The sequence below is a fragment of the Pedobacter sp. Hv1 genome (genome assembly GCF_001412215.1).
Lineage (GTDB): Bacteria > Bacteroidota > Bacteroidia > Sphingobacteriales > Sphingobacteriaceae > Pedobacter.
Genome location: NZ_LLWP01000004.1, coordinates 342,217 through 357,384, shown reverse-complemented (window position 1 = coordinate 357,384; position 15,168 = coordinate 342,217). Strand labels below are relative to the sequence as shown.

Annotated in this window: 18 protein-coding genes; 11 read left to right on the top strand and 7 right to left on the bottom strand. The window is 34.6% G+C overall.

Features of this window, described 5'->3' with window-relative positions; genetic code table 11:
- Positions 1 to 10 precede the first annotated feature (10 nt).
- The gene (locus AQF98_RS09375) at positions 11 to 1,015 is read left to right on the top strand and encodes a hypothetical protein (protein ID WP_055131677.1); all 1,005 of its coding nucleotides are present in this window, start codon (positions 11 to 13) and stop codon (positions 1,013 to 1,015) included.
- A 101-nt stretch (positions 1,016 to 1,116) separates the two neighbouring features.
- Here the strand turns inward: AQF98_RS09375 and AQF98_RS09370 are convergent, their stop codons facing one another.
- The 3 genes from AQF98_RS09370 to AQF98_RS09360 all read right to left on the bottom strand — a co-directional run bounded on the left by AQF98_RS09370 (position 1,117) and on the right by AQF98_RS09360 (position 4,492).
- Complete coding sequence (locus AQF98_RS09370) at positions 1,117 to 2,271, bottom strand: serine hydrolase (protein ID WP_055131676.1); 1,155 nt, start codon at positions 2,269 to 2,271, stop codon at positions 1,117 to 1,119.
- A 112-nt stretch (positions 2,272 to 2,383) separates the two neighbouring features.
- On the bottom strand, positions 2,384 to 2,950 hold the full coding sequence (locus tag AQF98_RS09365; RefSeq protein WP_055131675.1) for a helix-turn-helix domain-containing protein: 567 nt from the start codon (positions 2,948 to 2,950) through the stop codon (positions 2,384 to 2,386).
- A 111-nt stretch (positions 2,951 to 3,061) separates the two neighbouring features.
- Positions 3,062 to 4,492: a TlpA disulfide reductase family protein gene (locus AQF98_RS09360; protein ID WP_055131674.1), complete on the bottom strand. Its 1,431-nt coding sequence runs from the start codon at positions 4,490 to 4,492 to the stop codon at positions 3,062 to 3,064.
- 260 nt (positions 4,493 to 4,752) lie between these two features.
- On the opposite strand from AQF98_RS09360, the gene AQF98_RS09355 reads away from it, so the two are divergent.
- The gene (locus AQF98_RS09355; protein ID WP_055132102.1) at positions 4,753 to 5,226 is read left to right on the top strand and encodes a hypothetical protein; all 474 of its coding nucleotides are present in this window, start codon (positions 4,753 to 4,755) and stop codon (positions 5,224 to 5,226) included.
- Between the two features lie 81 nt (positions 5,227 to 5,307).
- Positions 5,308 to 5,931, top strand: coding sequence for a bifunctional 2-polyprenyl-6-hydroxyphenol methylase/3-demethylubiquinol 3-O-methyltransferase UbiG (locus AQF98_RS09350; protein ID WP_055131673.1), 624 nt, complete (start codon positions 5,308 to 5,310; stop codon positions 5,929 to 5,931).
- 125 nt (positions 5,932 to 6,056) lie between these two features.
- Here the strand turns inward: AQF98_RS09350 and AQF98_RS09345 are convergent, their stop codons facing one another.
- On the bottom strand, positions 6,057 to 6,515 hold the full coding sequence (locus AQF98_RS09345) for a hypothetical protein (protein ID WP_055131672.1): 459 nt from the start codon (positions 6,513 to 6,515) through the stop codon (positions 6,057 to 6,059).
- Between the two features lie 39 nt (positions 6,516 to 6,554).
- On the bottom strand, positions 6,555 to 6,971 hold the full coding sequence (locus AQF98_RS09340; protein WP_055131671.1) for a hypothetical protein: 417 nt from the start codon (positions 6,969 to 6,971) through the stop codon (positions 6,555 to 6,557).
- 550 nt (positions 6,972 to 7,521) lie between these two features.
- On the opposite strand from AQF98_RS09340, the gene AQF98_RS09335 reads away from it, so the two are divergent.
- Together AQF98_RS09335 and AQF98_RS09330 are read left to right on the top strand one after the other, a co-directional pair.
- Positions 7,522 to 9,510, top strand: a complete 1,989-nt coding sequence (locus AQF98_RS09335) for a sensor histidine kinase (RefSeq protein WP_055131670.1) — start codon at positions 7,522 to 7,524, stop codon at positions 9,508 to 9,510.
- Complete coding sequence (locus tag AQF98_RS09330) at positions 9,497 to 10,132, top strand: response regulator transcription factor (protein WP_055131669.1); 636 nt, start codon at positions 9,497 to 9,499, stop codon at positions 10,130 to 10,132. The genes AQF98_RS09335 and AQF98_RS09330 overlap by 14 nt, the downstream gene beginning before the upstream one ends.
- 6 nt (positions 10,133 to 10,138) lie before the next feature.
- On the opposite strand, the gene AQF98_RS09325 is transcribed toward AQF98_RS09330, so the two are convergent.
- A complete protein-coding gene (locus AQF98_RS09325; protein ID WP_055131668.1) occupies positions 10,139 to 10,708 on the bottom strand; it encodes a hypothetical protein in 570 nt (189 codons plus the stop codon).
- 185 nt (positions 10,709 to 10,893) lie between these two features.
- Here AQF98_RS09325 and AQF98_RS09320 point away from each other — a divergent pair, with 185 nt between their 5' ends.
- The 3 genes from AQF98_RS09320 to AQF98_RS09310 all read left to right on the top strand — a co-directional run bounded on the left by AQF98_RS09320 (position 10,894) and on the right by AQF98_RS09310 (position 12,862).
- A complete protein-coding gene (locus AQF98_RS09320) occupies positions 10,894 to 11,391 on the top strand; it encodes a hypothetical protein (protein ID WP_055131667.1) in 498 nt (165 codons plus the stop codon).
- Between the two features lie 344 nt (positions 11,392 to 11,735).
- Positions 11,736 to 12,317 carry a TetR/AcrR family transcriptional regulator gene (locus AQF98_RS09315; RefSeq protein ID WP_055131666.1) on the top strand — a complete coding sequence of 194 codons (582 nt, stop codon included), beginning with the start codon at positions 11,736 to 11,738 and terminating at the stop codon, positions 12,315 to 12,317.
- Between the two features lie 53 nt (positions 12,318 to 12,370).
- Positions 12,371 to 12,862, top strand: coding sequence for a thioesterase family protein (locus tag AQF98_RS09310; protein ID WP_055131665.1), 492 nt, complete (start codon positions 12,371 to 12,373; stop codon positions 12,860 to 12,862).
- A 57-nt stretch (positions 12,863 to 12,919) separates the two neighbouring features.
- Here the strand turns inward: AQF98_RS09310 and AQF98_RS09305 are convergent, their stop codons facing one another.
- A complete protein-coding gene (locus tag AQF98_RS09305) occupies positions 12,920 to 13,402 on the bottom strand; it encodes a hypothetical protein (RefSeq protein WP_055131664.1) in 483 nt (160 codons plus the stop codon).
- A gap of 127 nt (positions 13,403 to 13,529) precedes the next feature.
- Here AQF98_RS09305 and AQF98_RS09300 point away from each other — a divergent pair, with 127 nt between their 5' ends.
- From AQF98_RS09300 to AQF98_RS09290, 3 genes are all read left to right on the top strand, one after another.
- Complete coding sequence (locus AQF98_RS09300; protein WP_055131663.1) at positions 13,530 to 14,066, top strand: GNAT family N-acetyltransferase; 537 nt, start codon at positions 13,530 to 13,532, stop codon at positions 14,064 to 14,066.
- A 92-nt stretch (positions 14,067 to 14,158) separates the two neighbouring features.
- Positions 14,159 to 14,656, top strand: a complete 498-nt coding sequence (locus AQF98_RS09295) for a GNAT family N-acetyltransferase (protein WP_055131662.1) — start codon at positions 14,159 to 14,161, stop codon at positions 14,654 to 14,656.
- Positions 14,653 to 15,129, top strand: coding sequence for a MarR family winged helix-turn-helix transcriptional regulator (locus tag AQF98_RS09290; protein WP_055131661.1), 477 nt, complete (start codon positions 14,653 to 14,655; stop codon positions 15,127 to 15,129). Before AQF98_RS09295 ends, AQF98_RS09290 begins: the two co-directional genes overlap by 4 nt.
- The last annotated feature ends 39 nt before the right edge of the window (positions 15,130 to 15,168 follow it).

Sequence of the window (15,168 nt, the reverse complement as noted above, 5' to 3'; positions counted from 1 at the left end):
CGAAAAAGAAATGAAAAAGCAATTAGTAATCTTATTTATCCTGTTAACTGTAGGCCAATTGGCCAATGCACAAAAAGAATACAAGTTGGCAAAAGCTACCGGATGGTTAAAGCTCAATGTAAATAATGTTGTAGTAGAAGGCTATGATGGTAAGGATATTGTTTTTATGACCACAAAGACTGAAACAGGCCAAGTAGACGAACGAGCAAAAGGTTTGGTAGCGGTAAGCAGTTCTGGTTATACAGACAATACCGGACTAGGAATTAGTGTGGTAGAAAATGGGCCAGACATTAATGTAAATATGGTATCAAAAAGTTCAATTGGCATTTTAACTATCAAAGTACCACAACAGATTAAAGTATCATTTGTAAATAACAACAATAACTTATTTTATACCTATACTAACAACAATAGCACATCAACAAACGAGATTGTGCTCAAAAATCTAAAAGGCGAAATAGAGGTTTCTACCAATAGCCAGAAAATTAAACTCGAAAACAATACCGGACCAATGAACATTAAAACTGTTAATGGCGCTATTGAAGGTATATTTGGTGGTGATATAAAAGGTCCAATCTCTATTATCTCGGTATATGGGTATGTAGATATTACTTTAGCCACAAACACCAAAGCGAATTTGGAATTAGGCTCTAGTTATGGAAAAGTTTACGTAGACAAAGCTTTTAATATCGATTTTGAAAAGAAAGAAACCGAGAAAAAAGAAGCCACTATTACTAACGATAAAAGCACTACGTTAACTGGTGTTGGTAGCAGCTCTTCTAACAAAGACGTAAGTACATCAATCACTCTTTCTGGTAATACTTCAGTTAACAAAGATAAAGTTCAACATGGTATTGATGCAACAACGCTACTTACAGATAATTTTGGCACATTCTCTAGTTCTTCTGTTAATTTTTCAAGCTCTGGAGAAAAAATCAAGGGAAAACTAAATGGTGGTGGTATTGTCCTCATTTTAAAGTCTACCAATAAAAGTATCTATCTAAGACAGCAATAAAAACTATTTATAAATCAACCACTAACTCCTAATTGAATATAAAGCGTAAGGTTTGGTCACAAATAATGGAAACCAAACCTTACCTACTGCTTCTAGGTTTTTTAATGATCTAAATGCCCTAACCAACGCCATGGCGAATATTGGTCGCCAATACAGGCCGCTACGAGCTGCATTGAAACAGACTCAAAATTTTCGCTATTGCTAAGCAGTACTACAGCAATGCCCTTTGCCGGATAAGCAACAAAATAATTCTGATTGGCTTCGCCATGGCCGGTATGGAAAAATGCTTTGCCAGCTTTACTCTGAAATAGTCCAACACCTAATCCCCAAGCCAAATGCATTTGATCGTTATCAAGGGTTAAACTATCTCTTAAAGGACCAAATCCGCGTTTACTTTTGATATTGATCTGAGCCGAAAGCATTTGTCTGTACAATTGAGTCGACATTCCTTTCTGTAACATTAAATTGGTTACAAACTTGGCATAATCTGAAGCAGTGGTAGTCATTGAGCCTGCTGCCCGACTATCAGTTCTTCTTTCAGATCCATAAACTTTCCCATCTTTATAATAAGCCAAAGAAAAATTCTGTTCAAATTCAGGCTCCCAAACCATAGAAGTATGGTCCATTTGTAGGGGGATAAAAATCTCTTCTTTTGCTAACAGCTCCAGTCTTTTGCCTAAATATTCTTCTATCATAAATCCCAACAGGTTTAATCCTTCGTTAGAGTAGTAGAATTTTTCTCCGGGTTTGGCAATTAGGTTCACCTTATTCTGGTATAAATAACGTAATACAGGCATGCCAGAACTGTGACTTAAAAGCATTCTTGGGGTAACTTGATTAAATGCAGCAGTGTCATCGCCAAGGTCTTTCCATTTAGCGTACTGCCCTATTGGTTTTTTTAAGTAATGCTGAACTGGTACATCAAGGTTGAATAAACCTTTCTCTGCCAAACGTAAAAATAAGTAAGCACTTACTGGTTTGGTAAGCGATGCCGCGTACATTACAGTATTCTCTTCAATCTTTAATTGTTTTTCAATATTTCTCGAACCAAAGTTTCCTTTCCAAACGGTTTCGTTGTTGTTGATAATGGCAATTTGTAGGCCAGCTATTTTTGCACTATCTACAATGTGCGCTAGTCTTTTTGTTAATGTAGTGATGGCAATGGTTTTGCCATTGAGTTGTTTAATTGTAGTAACCTGTTGTGCAAATGAGGTTAAATAAATAAAATTGATAAGGATAAAGATTAATTTTTTCATGACTTGTTTTTTTATCAAATCTCCGACGAAATTAAAGAACATACAACGACAGCACTACGTCACCTACACGACAAATAAGTCTTAATTAAGCAAATAATCAGTTTTTGATAGCTTATTGGTCTATTTTTAAAAAAGGATAAGAGAAAGGATAACGAACTGGCTGTAGGTTAATGCAGCGGAATAAGTTCAACAAAGTCATGATGACCATAGTTCCATAAATGATCACCACCAAAGGAAAACCTACCGGAAAATAGAGCACCATTAAAACAATAGCAGGGAAAAACAAAATGGTTAATGTAAGATGGAAGTTGAGTACTTTTCTTCCCTGTGTATCGAAATCAGGTCCCTCATCTTTTTTCATGAGCCACAAAATAAATGGAAGAATAATATTTAAGATTGGAAAGCCTAAACCTAAAAGGGCCAACAAATGAAAAAGAGGAATGATAGATGAAGATTTTGTTTTTTCTTTTGTTTCAGCATGACCTTCTGCCACATCCATTAAAAGTTCAGTTTCAATATCCAAACAGTTCGCCAGCATTTTTAAGGTTTGGATATGAGGAACAACGGCTCCTTTTTCAATCCGTTGGATCGTCCTTGTGGTTACTCCAGACAATTCGGCCAATTGCTCTTGGGTCAATCCCTTTTTTCGACGGTAAATAGCAAGTTTGGATATAGACATAATTTGTTTTTGCTAAAATCGAAAAAAAATATGAGAATATGCATGAAGAGATATGAGCACTACACTTCATCATTTTATGACTTGATTATTATGCTGTTAACACTCTTTACCTTATAGCCCAACGCTTTTAAACAAGTCTTCAAGTTTTTCTTTATCCGATGGTCTTGGCGCATTGTAGGCAATAATCTTTCCCTCTGGATCTAAAAATATATATCTCGGGATACCATTAACTGCATATTCTTTAATAAAACTACTTTGAGGTTGTTTTACTAATAATTGTATGCCATCCATAGCTTTTTCTTTCACTGTTTTAGCCCATTCTTTTATATCTTCATCTAAAGAGATACTCACAAAAACTATATTCTTACCCTCATAAGCATGTTCCAATTCTTTTAGGTATGGCATTTCATTCCAACAATTACCACACCAGGTAGCCCAAAGATCTATGTAAACATATTTCCCTCTATAATCCTTAAGCGAGTTGGTACCCCCTTTATAGTTTATGTAATCTACAAATTCTGGCGATGGGGTACCTTTTTTTAATTTTACCAAGCTCTGGTAAGCATTTGCCATGCTATTTTTAAACTTTTCGTCGGTGCCTGTATAGTATTTTTTAAAATCAGTGTAAAAAGTTTCAAGGTCTTTGGCCGCTTTCATGTCAAACATCGCCATTTCATAAATCAGGTAATTTTTGATGTATTGATTTGGAACTAGTTCTGCCAATAATTTTACTCGGTGTTGTGCCAATGAATAAGATGGATCCTTTAGTATAGATTTCTTCTCTAGGTTTCTGAGCACTTTCATATAATATTCATATACCATTCGCCTGTAATAATTATATGTGATATAGTCTTTTTCGTTATTATAATTAATTACAAACTCTTTTAAAGTAGCTGCACTAGGTTTAAAAGAAGGATCATCCAATTCTCTCAAGGCAATAAAAAGATATTGGTTAAAGAGATATTCGTATTGTATGGCTTTTCTTTCTGTAGCAACCAATTCTTTTGGTAGGGTTGCCTTATTAACCCTATCTAATGCTTTTGTCTTTAGCGCTATTGCAAACTCCTTAAATTGAGCTTCAGTTTTACCAGTACCACTAGGGTCAAATATTTCTCTTTGTTGCGCTTTTTCTATATAATAACGGTTAATGGCAATATCATCGCCGCCCAATATTACCTTACCTCCTTTTCTAAATTGATCAGCATCGTATGCGATATGATATGTTTTAGACTTGCTTAAGTAGAAATAAATTGGAAAATTTCCATCCAATAAAATACACATACCGCTCATATTGGCTATGGTATCCCTAAAAGAACCTTCTGCATCCAAATTGATCTTTTTAGCAGGTCGATTTAGGCTAAATGGAAAACTGAGTTCGATAGTCTTTTTCCCGTCTGGCTGGGGAGCTACATTTTTGATCGTGCCAGAAAGAACAATAAAACCTTGTTTTGCCTGTGCATAACAAAGTTGGCTAGAAAAATGGCTAAAGAGCACTAATAACACAGTAAATTTAAAAATAGGGAACCGCAAAAAGATTTTCATGCGCAGTAAATTGATTGAATGTGATAGAGAATTATTCAACTAAAAGTAGTTGAAATAAAGCATTTAATGGGAAGAGTTTAGTCACCATCTACTCCATAAACATCTTTTTACATTTTTTTGATATTGTAACTATGAAAATTAATCATTGATGGTGAAACTTGATCAACTCGGCTCGGTATTTAATTAAATGGACACGTCCAAAATTCCAGTTTTTTACAATTAATATTTAAATTAGAAGTTCATCCTTTTAAATGATCATCATGAAGATTAAAATTATATTACTTACCCTTTGCACCACTACTTTTTTGGCTTGCGTCCGTTCTCCTCAAATCGAAGAAACCACTGTTGCACTTAAAGGTACTTGGCAATTGCTTTCTGCTACAACCTTAGATAAAGGAAAAAGTACAGTAATAGATTTTACCAAGGGCAACAAACGAATGATCAAGATCATTAATGATACCCATTTTGCTTTTTTAAACCATGATCTGGACACAGCTAAAAACAGCAACGACCGTTTTGATGCAGGTGGTGGTAGGTATAAATTAGCAGGAAACGAGTATACTGAATATTTAGACTTCTATAAAGACAAAAACTGGGAAGGTAAAACCTTTAATTTTAAAGTGAGTATTCATAAAGATACCCTCATCCAAACCGGAATGGAAAAAGTAGAAGCAGCTGGAGTTGATCGCGTAATTACAGAGAAATATGTAAGGGTTAAGGAGAACCTGCATTGATAGCATAATGTCATAAAAACACATAATAAAGATAAACCATTGTCATTAAGTGTAATTTGGCCACAACCAAAAACCATAAAGATGACGAATACCTGGACCGACAGATGGAACGAGAGATATGCAAACAATGAATTTGCTTATGGCGAAGAACCCAACAATTATTTAAAAGAACAGTTAACTCAATTACCAATTGGAAATATACTTTTTCCTGCCGAAGGTGAAGGACGTAATGCTGTATTTGCAGCTCAACTAGGCTGGAAGGTGACCGCTTTTGACATTAGCAATGAAGGACAAAAAAAAGCTTTTCAATTGGCAGAAAAGAATAAAGTAAGTGTTGATTATCAAATTGGAGAATTGGCAAATCTGGGATATAAGGCTGAACAATTTGATGCCATAGCATTAATTTATGCTCATTTTCCGGCAAATTTAAAATCTAAGCTGCACCAAGAACTAGATCAATACTTACGCAAAGGAGGCATTGTCATTTTCGAAGCTTTTAGTAAAAATCACCTTGAATACCTGGCAAAGAATGATAAGGTTGGTGGACCTAAAGACATCGAATCGTTATTTTCTATCGACGAAATTAAGGCCGATTTTCACAACTATGAAATAATCACATTAGAAGAAACAGTAATTGAACTTAATGAAGGTTTTTTCCATAATGGGCAAGGTTCGGTGATTAGATTTGTAGGTAGGAAAAAATAATAATCGTGAGTATATCAAAAGAAAGAGCCATTATCAGTTGACAATGGCTCTCCTATTGTTTAGCCTTATTTGCTATTTGAATGATTTTGTTTTTAAGCTTGCCTTCTATTTGTAATATCAAACAGCTATAGTTTTACCTTTACCGATATTTCACCATCGTCCATTCCATCAATATTTTTATCGGCAAATATGGTTGGGTTGGTTTTTTGTAGGATTTTTAAAAGGTCTTCGGTACTACCCACATGTTGCAGTAAAATGGTAGATCCAGTAGCACTAAACTTCATTTTTGTGCTTTCTACTCCTTTGGCGATAAGCAACTTTTCATTCAATTCTTTTAGCGCGGCAAAATTAACACCTGTAAGTTTGAGTGTGGTTTTTGTTTCTGCCACTTCTGCTTCCGTGCCTTTTTTTTTAGCCAATAAATTGGTTGCTTTTTGTCCGGTTTTTGCAGCCTTATCTGCTGTATTGGTAGCACGATCGGCTTTGTTCAGTATGTTTTCAATTTTGTCTAATACACCTTGTGCATTTACAGAAGTACCGCCAAATACCAAAATGGCGAAACAGATTAGTGCTATTTTTTTCATGGTTGTTCTTAATTTTAATTAATAAGTTATACTGTTCTCTTATCGCTCATAATAAAGCTCAAATTTGGTTTTAGAGGGATCTAAAGTTTTACCACTCGACATTTGAAGTAATACTTCTTGAGCGGAGGTAGTATTTGCCTGTAAATCTGGTATCAATCGGCTTTGCTCGTAGGTGGTACCATCTGTTGTTGCAATGGTAAAGCGGACGTATATAATGTGTTGTGAATTATCTAATATGACATAATTTTTTGTAGAAACATTTTTAATGTCATAACTGATATAAACAGAAGTACCGTTAACCCTTGGGGCAGTAGTGGTAATGTTAAAATTGGTTAATGGAAATTTGTCGGCATTTGGTATTGATCCTCCACCACCCTTTTTACAAGATGATAAAATTGATACGGCAGATACTAATAAAATAAGGGCAACAGCTAGGTTTTTTAATGTAGTTTTCATGGTAAATAGGTTATGTTTAAGAGATGTAAATGAATATTTATCCAAAATTAGGGTAACTAGCATAGAGAGACAATGACTGTAACACGTCATTTTAGACTAGCTGTTTATAGCTATTTTCGTCGCCCATGATCTAATAGCTATGATATCACTTACAGGTAAAGGTTTGTAAATTAGTCTTAAAAAAATAAAGGTCGTTACCATCCGATAACGACTCTTTATAATCAAACATTAGTTATTAGTTAACAGTTATTAATTTACACTCCCCTTTTAGTTACTTAGTTAATTTATAGTTTAGTTTTTAGTTTTAGTCTTTCTTTATAATTCCACTAGCAGTCTTTTTATTGACAAACAGTATAGTTTTTTTTTTGTAGCCACTTTAGCCGATAAGCTTGTTATGCTCGGTGAATACAAAATTATAATGACCAGAGTAAGGAGACAATAACTATAATACGTCATTTTATACTAGCTGTTTATAGCTATTTTTCTAGCTTAATTTTCATAATCCATAATTTATGCTAAACATTGTCCTCCATTATATTAGCTACGTGTTATGAAAAAATATTTGTTCATTATCTGGTTATCCATTTGCTTTTTTGCTGTTCATGCACAGATTCCTTTGGGTGATTTTAATTATGTAGATAGTCTACAAAAGCAATTGAATACAACAGTTGCCGTAAATGTAAAGGCAAAAAGCAGTTTTTTACTTTCAGAGTATTACTTGAAAACTGATAGCACAAAAGCTAGAGCTTATTTGTTAAAAGGCTTAAAATACAGCAAGAATGATCCTTTTATGAAAGCTGTTTTTTTGTATTACCAAGGCTTAATTATTGCAAATAAGAACCCAAAATTGGCCAAGGAAGTTTTTTTGAAGGCTGATTCGGCCTTGCAACAATTCCAGAGCAAAGAAGCTTTTCGTTTGAGGTCTATGTGTTGGTACACTTATGCATTTTATCAATACATTGGTGCTAGGTCTAAAGAGTCTATAGAAATTATTATTGATAAGGCCATTCCTTTGATCTTAAAATCTGGAGATTTCGGTTTTCTAGGTAAAAACTATTACCAACTCTCGGTAAGTTTCAAAGAGCTACATCAATATGATAAAGAAAAGATTTATTTGAATAAAGCATTGGTAACGCTCAAAAATGCTGATGCTCCTCATTATTTGGCGATGGTATATCAATCTATAGCCGAAAATAATATCTCTTTAGGTAAGTTGAAAGCGGCCAAAGCCAACTTAGATAGTCTAAAATTATTGATAGACCCCTACCCAAAATCTAGTATCTGGTTAGCCTATTATGCGGCAGAAGCACTTCGGTACAATGTAGCATTTAAATACGATAGCGCGTTAAGAGTAATTGATAAGGGAATGTTATTGGCCAAAGAAATAAAAGGTACTTATGCAGAACAGCGTTTATTGTTGCAAAAATTTTATGCACTGTACAATACCCATAAATATGCACAGGCTAAAGATGTGGCACTAATTTTAGCGCAAAATAAACAGTTTATGGTTTGGGACTCCAACAAATTGCAAGTTTATAATGGTCTTTCTATTAGCTACAAAGAATTGAACAACAATAAGAAAGCATACGATTGGTTAAAACTTTATACCGTTCTAAGTGACAGTATCCATACTAACAAACTAAAGGAAACCGTTAATTTGTTTGAGGTGAAATATAGGACTGAAGAAAATCAAAAGAAGATTATTCAACTCAATGCCGAAAATCAACGAGCAAAACTAGCCACCAAAAATAGCCGTTTACTGAGCTGGTTATTAGGCTCTACCAGTTTGTTTTTGCTAATTGTAGCAGGTTTAGGTTGGCTTTTTTATAGCAGTAGCAAAAAATTGGCTGCACAAAAAGATTTGAACCACCTGCAACAACTTAAAGATATAGATAGCCAGCAGCAATTAAAAATTGCCGAAGTAATGTTAAATGCCAAAGAAAACGAACAAAATAGAGTAGCCCGCGATTTACACGATGGTTTAGGTGGAACACTGGCCATGGCCAAAATGGATCTTGCCCATTATGCCTTAGAAAAGAAAAACGATAAAGATGTTGAACTCCAACACATTATTTATCAGTTAGAAAATTCCATAACGGAACTTCGGCAAATTGCCTATGATATGATGCCTGGCATGTTGCAGAAGTTAGGACTGCAAGCATCGTTAAATGATTTGTGCGAATCGCTTACCACTGAAAAATTGAAAGTATATTTTCAGTGTTTGGATATGGAAAGTACTATTCCTAAAAAGGAACAACTGATAATTTATCGTATTGTACAAGAGGCATTGGCCAATGCAGTTAAACATGCATCAGCACAAAACATCCTATTGCAATGCTCTCAGGATAAAAACATAGTCTTTATTACTATTGAAGACGATGGCAAAGGGTTTAATCCAGCAGATGCACTTAAAGGACAGGGGTTTGGTTTAAGTAATATGCAAAACCGAGTGGCTTATTTAAAGGGAAAAATTGAGATATTGTCGGCAGAAAATAAACAAGGTACCTCCATTAATATAGAACTCAATGTTACCACCTAAAATTACAATTGCCATAGTTGATGACCACCCAGTAGTGATAGAGGGTTTGGTTAGACTTTTAAGCAAAAAACCAGAATTTGAAGTGGTTAAAACTTTTACCTGTGGTAGCGATTTTATTCGTTTTATTAAAAAAACGCACGTTAAAATTGTTTTATTAGACATTATCCTTCCAGATATTAATGGAATGGATTTGTGTAAGGAGATCAAAAAAATATCGCCGAAAACCGTTGTACTGGCATTTAGCAACCATAAAGAACGAAGTGCCATTATGCAGATGTTGGCAAATGGTGCAAGTGGTTACGTACTTAAAGATGCAACTGTTGAAGAAATTGTAGGTTGTATCAATGGAGCTTTAAGTGGTCAGATCACTTTTAGCAAGGTAGTGAATGAAATTATAGCCCGCCCGGTATTAAATGAACAACAAGATTTACCCAAATTAACCGTACGCGAAACGGAGATCTTAAAATTGATTGCAGCCGGAGAAAATTCGCCCGGTATGGCAGAACTACTCTTCTTAAGTAAGTTTACGATAGAGAACCATCGAAAAAACCTGATGCAAAAATTAAAGGCTAAAAACGTAGCAGATCTTATCCGAATTGCCACACAGCAAAATCTACTTTAAAGCGCATCATTGTTTCAAAAGATGAGGGCCAAGTGCCTTAATGCTTACTTTGCTAAAATTCCCTTTTACTATAATATTCTTTTCGGCACCTTCTTCTACGGCGTTTTTACCTGTAAATTCAAAACTTCCAGATAAAATAACTTGATTACCATTTACAGTTACATTGCTGATGATAAAACTCCCTTTTTCTGAATCTGCTGAAATATCTTTTGCTGTACCTGCTCCAGCATTATGATCATTTGCATCTGCATCTCCTGGCGGGATATTACTAAATACACCAAAATTTGGATTGGCTTTATTGTCCATTTTAGCAAGCACTATTGCTCCAGCTTTTAACTCGCCCATTTTTCTTAAATAGAACCGAACCCCTACTTCCCTTTCTTTTTCATCTACGCTAAAATTCAAAGTTAGGATGGCATTATTGTCCTTGCCTGTTAGCACTGTTCCACTAATGTTTTTGGCTGTATACTGTTTGCCATTTTGCTCAAAGGTAATTGTTCCTCCAAGTGCTGCTGGTTGTGCAGTGGCGGCTCCATACCATAGCATAGCAAAAAATAAAAGAATTAGGTTTTTCATAGGATAAAGTTTATTGAAATTAGCACAAATTACAGGCCAAAATAGAGACTAAATTTTAGGTGTGCTAGGTTAATCATATGATGACCATAGACATCTCTTTAAGCAGAGGATTTAATATTTTGATTAAATACTTTTGTTAACTTTAACTACGCAAATGTATTCTTTGTAAATAACCAAGATCTAATATGGACATAGCAAATTATTTAGATAAATTTAAAAAGGCAGCTAAACTCCTTGATCAAAAACTATTGGATGAAAAAGACATCGAAATAGTAACTGGAGTCTGTTTAGATTCTGTTGTTTTGAAGTTGTATAAATGTTCTTGGGCAAGTCCACTTCAAGATCCTGTTACTGCCGAATCGAGGATTTTCTTTTCTATTTGGTTAACCGAAGACGGTATCAAAAAGAATGAGTTGTTTTATAATATCCATGCATTGAAACTGCGCAAATTAAAAGGTTATACCATAGAAAGCAGAAAATTTGCTGATGATTTTAGAAATGCTTTTAAAGCTTTTGAACAGGCATGGCCAAATGTAAGTGTAAATTTTGGACCACTCACCTTAATGCAAGGCACAGTAAAAGCTGATCTCAATCAATTGAATACAGAGATTGTGACATTGAGCCATGAGTTTTTGAAAATAGCACATTTGGTTGATGCTACTTTACTGAGATATAAGAAGTAAGCTTTCTTGTTTAAACATTAAGGAATTAAGATTCTAGTTGGTCTTTTGTTGGTCAAGAAATGTTTTCTCGACCGTTAATACGGTGGATTTGTAATCCACTTTAAAGACATTTTTACTTGATACCCTTGAAAATTAAGCTAAATAGACCTAATACCCACTAAATAGATACTTCGACAGGCTCAGCATGACCATATTTTGGCCTAGTCAGAAATGTTTTCCAGACCGTTAAACCATTCATTTATCATCCAATTTAAAACGGCAAAAAAAATATTTGCCAATAATACATACCGATTGGTATTTGTTGTTATATTTGTTCACCCTTTTTATAATCACTTACTAGTTGTATGAATACTGCAGAATTTATATTGGATAAAGTTGCTCCTGTTTTTAACAAAAAGGGCTACATCGGTACAAGTTTGGCAGACATTACTACAGCTACCGGTTTAACTAAGGGTGCTATTTACTGTAACTTTCAAAATAAAGAAGATTTAGCCCTTAAAGCTTTTGAACTGAATGTAAAAATAGCGCTCATCCCCTTATTCAAATTAATTGCTAATACAACTGGAAGTATTTCCAAATTACAGGCCATTACCAATTACCAACGTAATTATTACGAATTGGTTAAGGACCGTGGAGGCTGCCCTATGTTAAGAGTTGGGGTAGATGCAAGTTATAATAATCCACTACTGTTTAAGGCTGCACAAGCACTATCTAAACAAATGATGGATGGCCTAAGCAAAATTATTGTTGATGGGATCAGTAACAAGGAGATCAACGTAAACATTGACGCGTCATCTTATGCAAAAACGATCTTATCCATCATCGAAGGAAGCTCTCTCCTAGCCTTTACGCATTACGATCAAAGCTATATCAAAACTGCCATGGACTTCATAGATGAAGTAATCATTGAGAAAATTAAAATGTAAAAAAATTTAACCCGCCACATACCGATTGGTATTTGGTTTAAAACAACATAACAATGGAAAAAATATTAAAAAACAAAAGAAAAATTAGGTTTCAAGATTGTGATCCTTTTAACCATTTAAACAACTCTAAGTATTTAGATTACTTCTTAAATGCACGTGAGGATCAGATTGCCACACACTATAATCTTGATGTTTTCAAGAATATGGAAACCACAGGACTGAGCTGGGTAGTAGTATCTAACCAGATCAGTTATATCAAACCTGCTTTTACCATGGAAACTGTTCTGATAGAAAGCCAGTTGATCCAATTTACAAACAATATATTATTGGTAGAGATGAAGATGTGGAATGAAGATGAAACTGAACTGAAGGCCATTCTTTGGATGAAATTTATCCAATTTAATATCCAAACCAAAAGAGTAGCTAACCACTCTGAAGAATTGATGAAATTGTTTGAGTCTGTTGTACTACCTATTGAGCATAGCATTTTTGAAGAGCGCTGTGTAGCAATTGTGCAAAGTTTAAGAACAAAAGCATCTGTATAACTTTAGGTCGGGATTACAAATCCCGACCAACGTCTATAATTTCGACCAACTGATCTATTACAGTTTCAGTTTGATGATACGGTCTTGTATATTTTCTTCTTTTTGGCTGCCATTGATGGTCAGTTTATCAAAAATATAGTTTGAGCATTTGGTATCATTTTGTTTTTTCGTCGTATAATCAATGGTAAATTTAAGTTCATCCAAAATGTAAATTTTTATACTACTAGCTGTAGTACTATTATTTGGAATAACAAAGTGTTTACCCAATGTAGTTGAGTTATCTATCTTTGGTTTTATTTTTGCTTTTTCATTTCCAATGGTATAGGTAATATCGTCAACAGTGTAACGCGGTATAGTTGGAAAGAAAAGGTCAGAACCTGTAGTTTTATCAACTACATTAATGCGCAATAGATCTGGCGCAAATATGGCCAAACATGCTGGGTCTTCATTTTCCTTTTTAGTACAAGATGGGAGTAAAAATAAAGTGGCAATGAATAAAATTACAGTGTTGAATGTTAAAAGGGATGTTGCTTTTTTCATGAGTTATTTATTTGAGGTTAATGTATATACGGGTTATTATTGCCAAACGCTACACAAATACTATTAATTTATTAGATGTGAGTGTACAAACAATGACGATTTTACTATATTGCCCAACAAGTTATCCATGCAAAACATTACCTATAGACCTTTAGAAGCTAAAGAACTGGTTAAATTCCAAGAAATTGACCGAACAGAGTACATTACCGAAATATATGCATTTGAAAATGGCCAATTGATCCTTAAACCAGAACCTTGTTTGGCTGGTGCTTTTGAACCTGATGAACTACAAAACTTGATTGCACAACAACAAATGCTCTTGACCGATGGTGGAGAAGTGATTGGTGCTTTTAATGGCGATAGATTGGTAGGCATTACGTCTGTTGAACATAACAGAAGAGGAAAAAGCAACAACTATTGTAAAATGGATATTTTGTATGTAAGCAATGCTTTTAGGGGCAAAAGGATTGGTCATTACTTGGTACAAGAATGTAAAACAGTGGCATTGAGCTTTGGTGCAGCTAAACTTTATATTTCTGCCACTCCTACTAAGGCAACTGTCGATTTTTATTTAAACCTTGGAGCTACACTGGTAAAAGAAATTGACCCTCAGTTGTTTGAGCTCGAACCGCTTGACATCCATCTCGAATTACAAGTTCAATAAGCATTTAAAATCTTATTACAAGATAATTTTTTTTAAAATAATTTCCATATATGTAGTTAACTACGTAGTTTTGTTTTATAAATGAAAAACTGATGAAAGCACAAATTATTCCAATTCATAATGATGCAGCAGAAGCTGTAATTGAGCTGATCTTGAACATTCAGCAAAACGAGTTTAATATTGCTATTGGCATACAAGACCAGCCTGATCTTTTGTCAATCACCGATTTTTACCACAGTGGTGGTGGTTGCTTTTGGGGCGCTTTTATAGCAGGAGAATTGGTTGGTACCATCGCATTGATCAAATTTGATGAGCAAGCAGGTGCCATCAGAAAAATGTTTGTTAAAAAAGAGTTTAGGGGTAAAGAATTCAATATTGCCCAGCACTTATTAGAAACCTTAATCGCCTATAGCAAAGCAAAGGGCTTAACCTATCTGTATCTTGGAACGATCCATATTTTAGAAGCGGCCTTGCGTTTTTATGAAAGAAATCAATTTACCCGCATAGCGAAAGAAAGTTTACCAAAAACATTTCCTTTAATGGCTGCCGATGATGTATTTTGTGAGCTCGATTTAAACAACATCAAATGAATGTAATTAACGAAACAGGCATTCTAGCCATTTCTACAAGGCTACAGCGTTTAAGTGAACAATTGCGCAAGGATGGTGCCCTGCTTTACAAAACATTTGGTATTGATTTCGAACCCAAATGGTTTCCGGTGATTTTTACGCTCTACCATAAAGAAACGTTAAGTGTGGTAGAAATTGCCAATGAAATTGGATATACCCATCCTTCAACCATTAGTTTATTAAGAGAACTGGAGAAACAGAAACTTATTCGTTCTAAAAAAGATAAAACAGACGAACGTAAGAGATTGATCATGCTCACTACAAAAGGTCAAGAGTTGATTTTACAAATGAAACCTGTATGGGAAATTATGACTACCATTTTAACTGAGATTGCTGCCAACCAAAACAATTTATTGAAAGCGATTGAAGAAGCTGAGGAAAAATTGGCCACCCAAAGCTTTTTACAGAGGGCACTGCAATTGAAAAATAAATAGGTATCGGTAAACAAAAACAGAGAAATTGGCGTTAGACTT

Bases quoted from the DNA above. Each gene is read 5' to 3' on its own strand.
- AQF98_RS09375 (WP_055131677.1), top strand. From the start codon at position 11: ATGAAAAAGCAATTAGTAATCTTATTTATCCTGTTAACTGTAGGCCAA.
- AQF98_RS09370 (WP_055131676.1), bottom strand. From the start codon at position 2,271: ATGAAAAAATTAATCTTTATCCTTATCAATTTTATTTATTTAACCTCA.
- AQF98_RS09365 (WP_055131675.1), bottom strand. From the start codon at position 2,950: ATGTCTATATCCAAACTTGCTATTTACCGTCGAAAAAAGGGATTGACC.
- AQF98_RS09360 (WP_055131674.1), bottom strand. From the start codon at position 4,492: ATGAAAATCTTTTTGCGGTTCCCTATTTTTAAATTTACTGTGTTATTA.
- AQF98_RS09355 (WP_055132102.1), top strand. From the start codon at position 4,753: ATGAAGATTAAAATTATATTACTTACCCTTTGCACCACTACTTTTTTG.
- AQF98_RS09350 (WP_055131673.1), top strand. From the start codon at position 5,308: ATGACGAATACCTGGACCGACAGATGGAACGAGAGATATGCAAACAAT.
- AQF98_RS09345 (WP_055131672.1), bottom strand. From the start codon at position 6,515: ATGAAAAAAATAGCACTAATCTGTTTCGCCATTTTGGTATTTGGCGGT.
- AQF98_RS09340 (WP_055131671.1), bottom strand. From the start codon at position 6,971: ATGAAAACTACATTAAAAAACCTAGCTGTTGCCCTTATTTTATTAGTA.
- AQF98_RS09335 (WP_055131670.1), top strand. From the start codon at position 7,522: ATGAAAAAATATTTGTTCATTATCTGGTTATCCATTTGCTTTTTTGCT.
- AQF98_RS09330 (WP_055131669.1), top strand. From the start codon at position 9,497: ATGTTACCACCTAAAATTACAATTGCCATAGTTGATGACCACCCAGTA.
- AQF98_RS09325 (WP_055131668.1), bottom strand. From the start codon at position 10,708: ATGAAAAACCTAATTCTTTTATTTTTTGCTATGCTATGGTATGGAGCC.
- AQF98_RS09320 (WP_055131667.1), top strand. From the start codon at position 10,894: ATGGACATAGCAAATTATTTAGATAAATTTAAAAAGGCAGCTAAACTC.
- AQF98_RS09315 (WP_055131666.1), top strand. From the start codon at position 11,736: ATGAATACTGCAGAATTTATATTGGATAAAGTTGCTCCTGTTTTTAAC.
- AQF98_RS09310 (WP_055131665.1), top strand. From the start codon at position 12,371: ATGGAAAAAATATTAAAAAACAAAAGAAAAATTAGGTTTCAAGATTGT.
- AQF98_RS09305 (WP_055131664.1), bottom strand. From the start codon at position 13,402: ATGAAAAAAGCAACATCCCTTTTAACATTCAACACTGTAATTTTATTC.
- AQF98_RS09300 (WP_055131663.1), top strand. From the start codon at position 13,530: ATGCAAAACATTACCTATAGACCTTTAGAAGCTAAAGAACTGGTTAAA.
- AQF98_RS09295 (WP_055131662.1), top strand. From the start codon at position 14,159: ATGAAAGCACAAATTATTCCAATTCATAATGATGCAGCAGAAGCTGTA.
- AQF98_RS09290 (WP_055131661.1), top strand. From the start codon at position 14,653: ATGAATGTAATTAACGAAACAGGCATTCTAGCCATTTCTACAAGGCTA.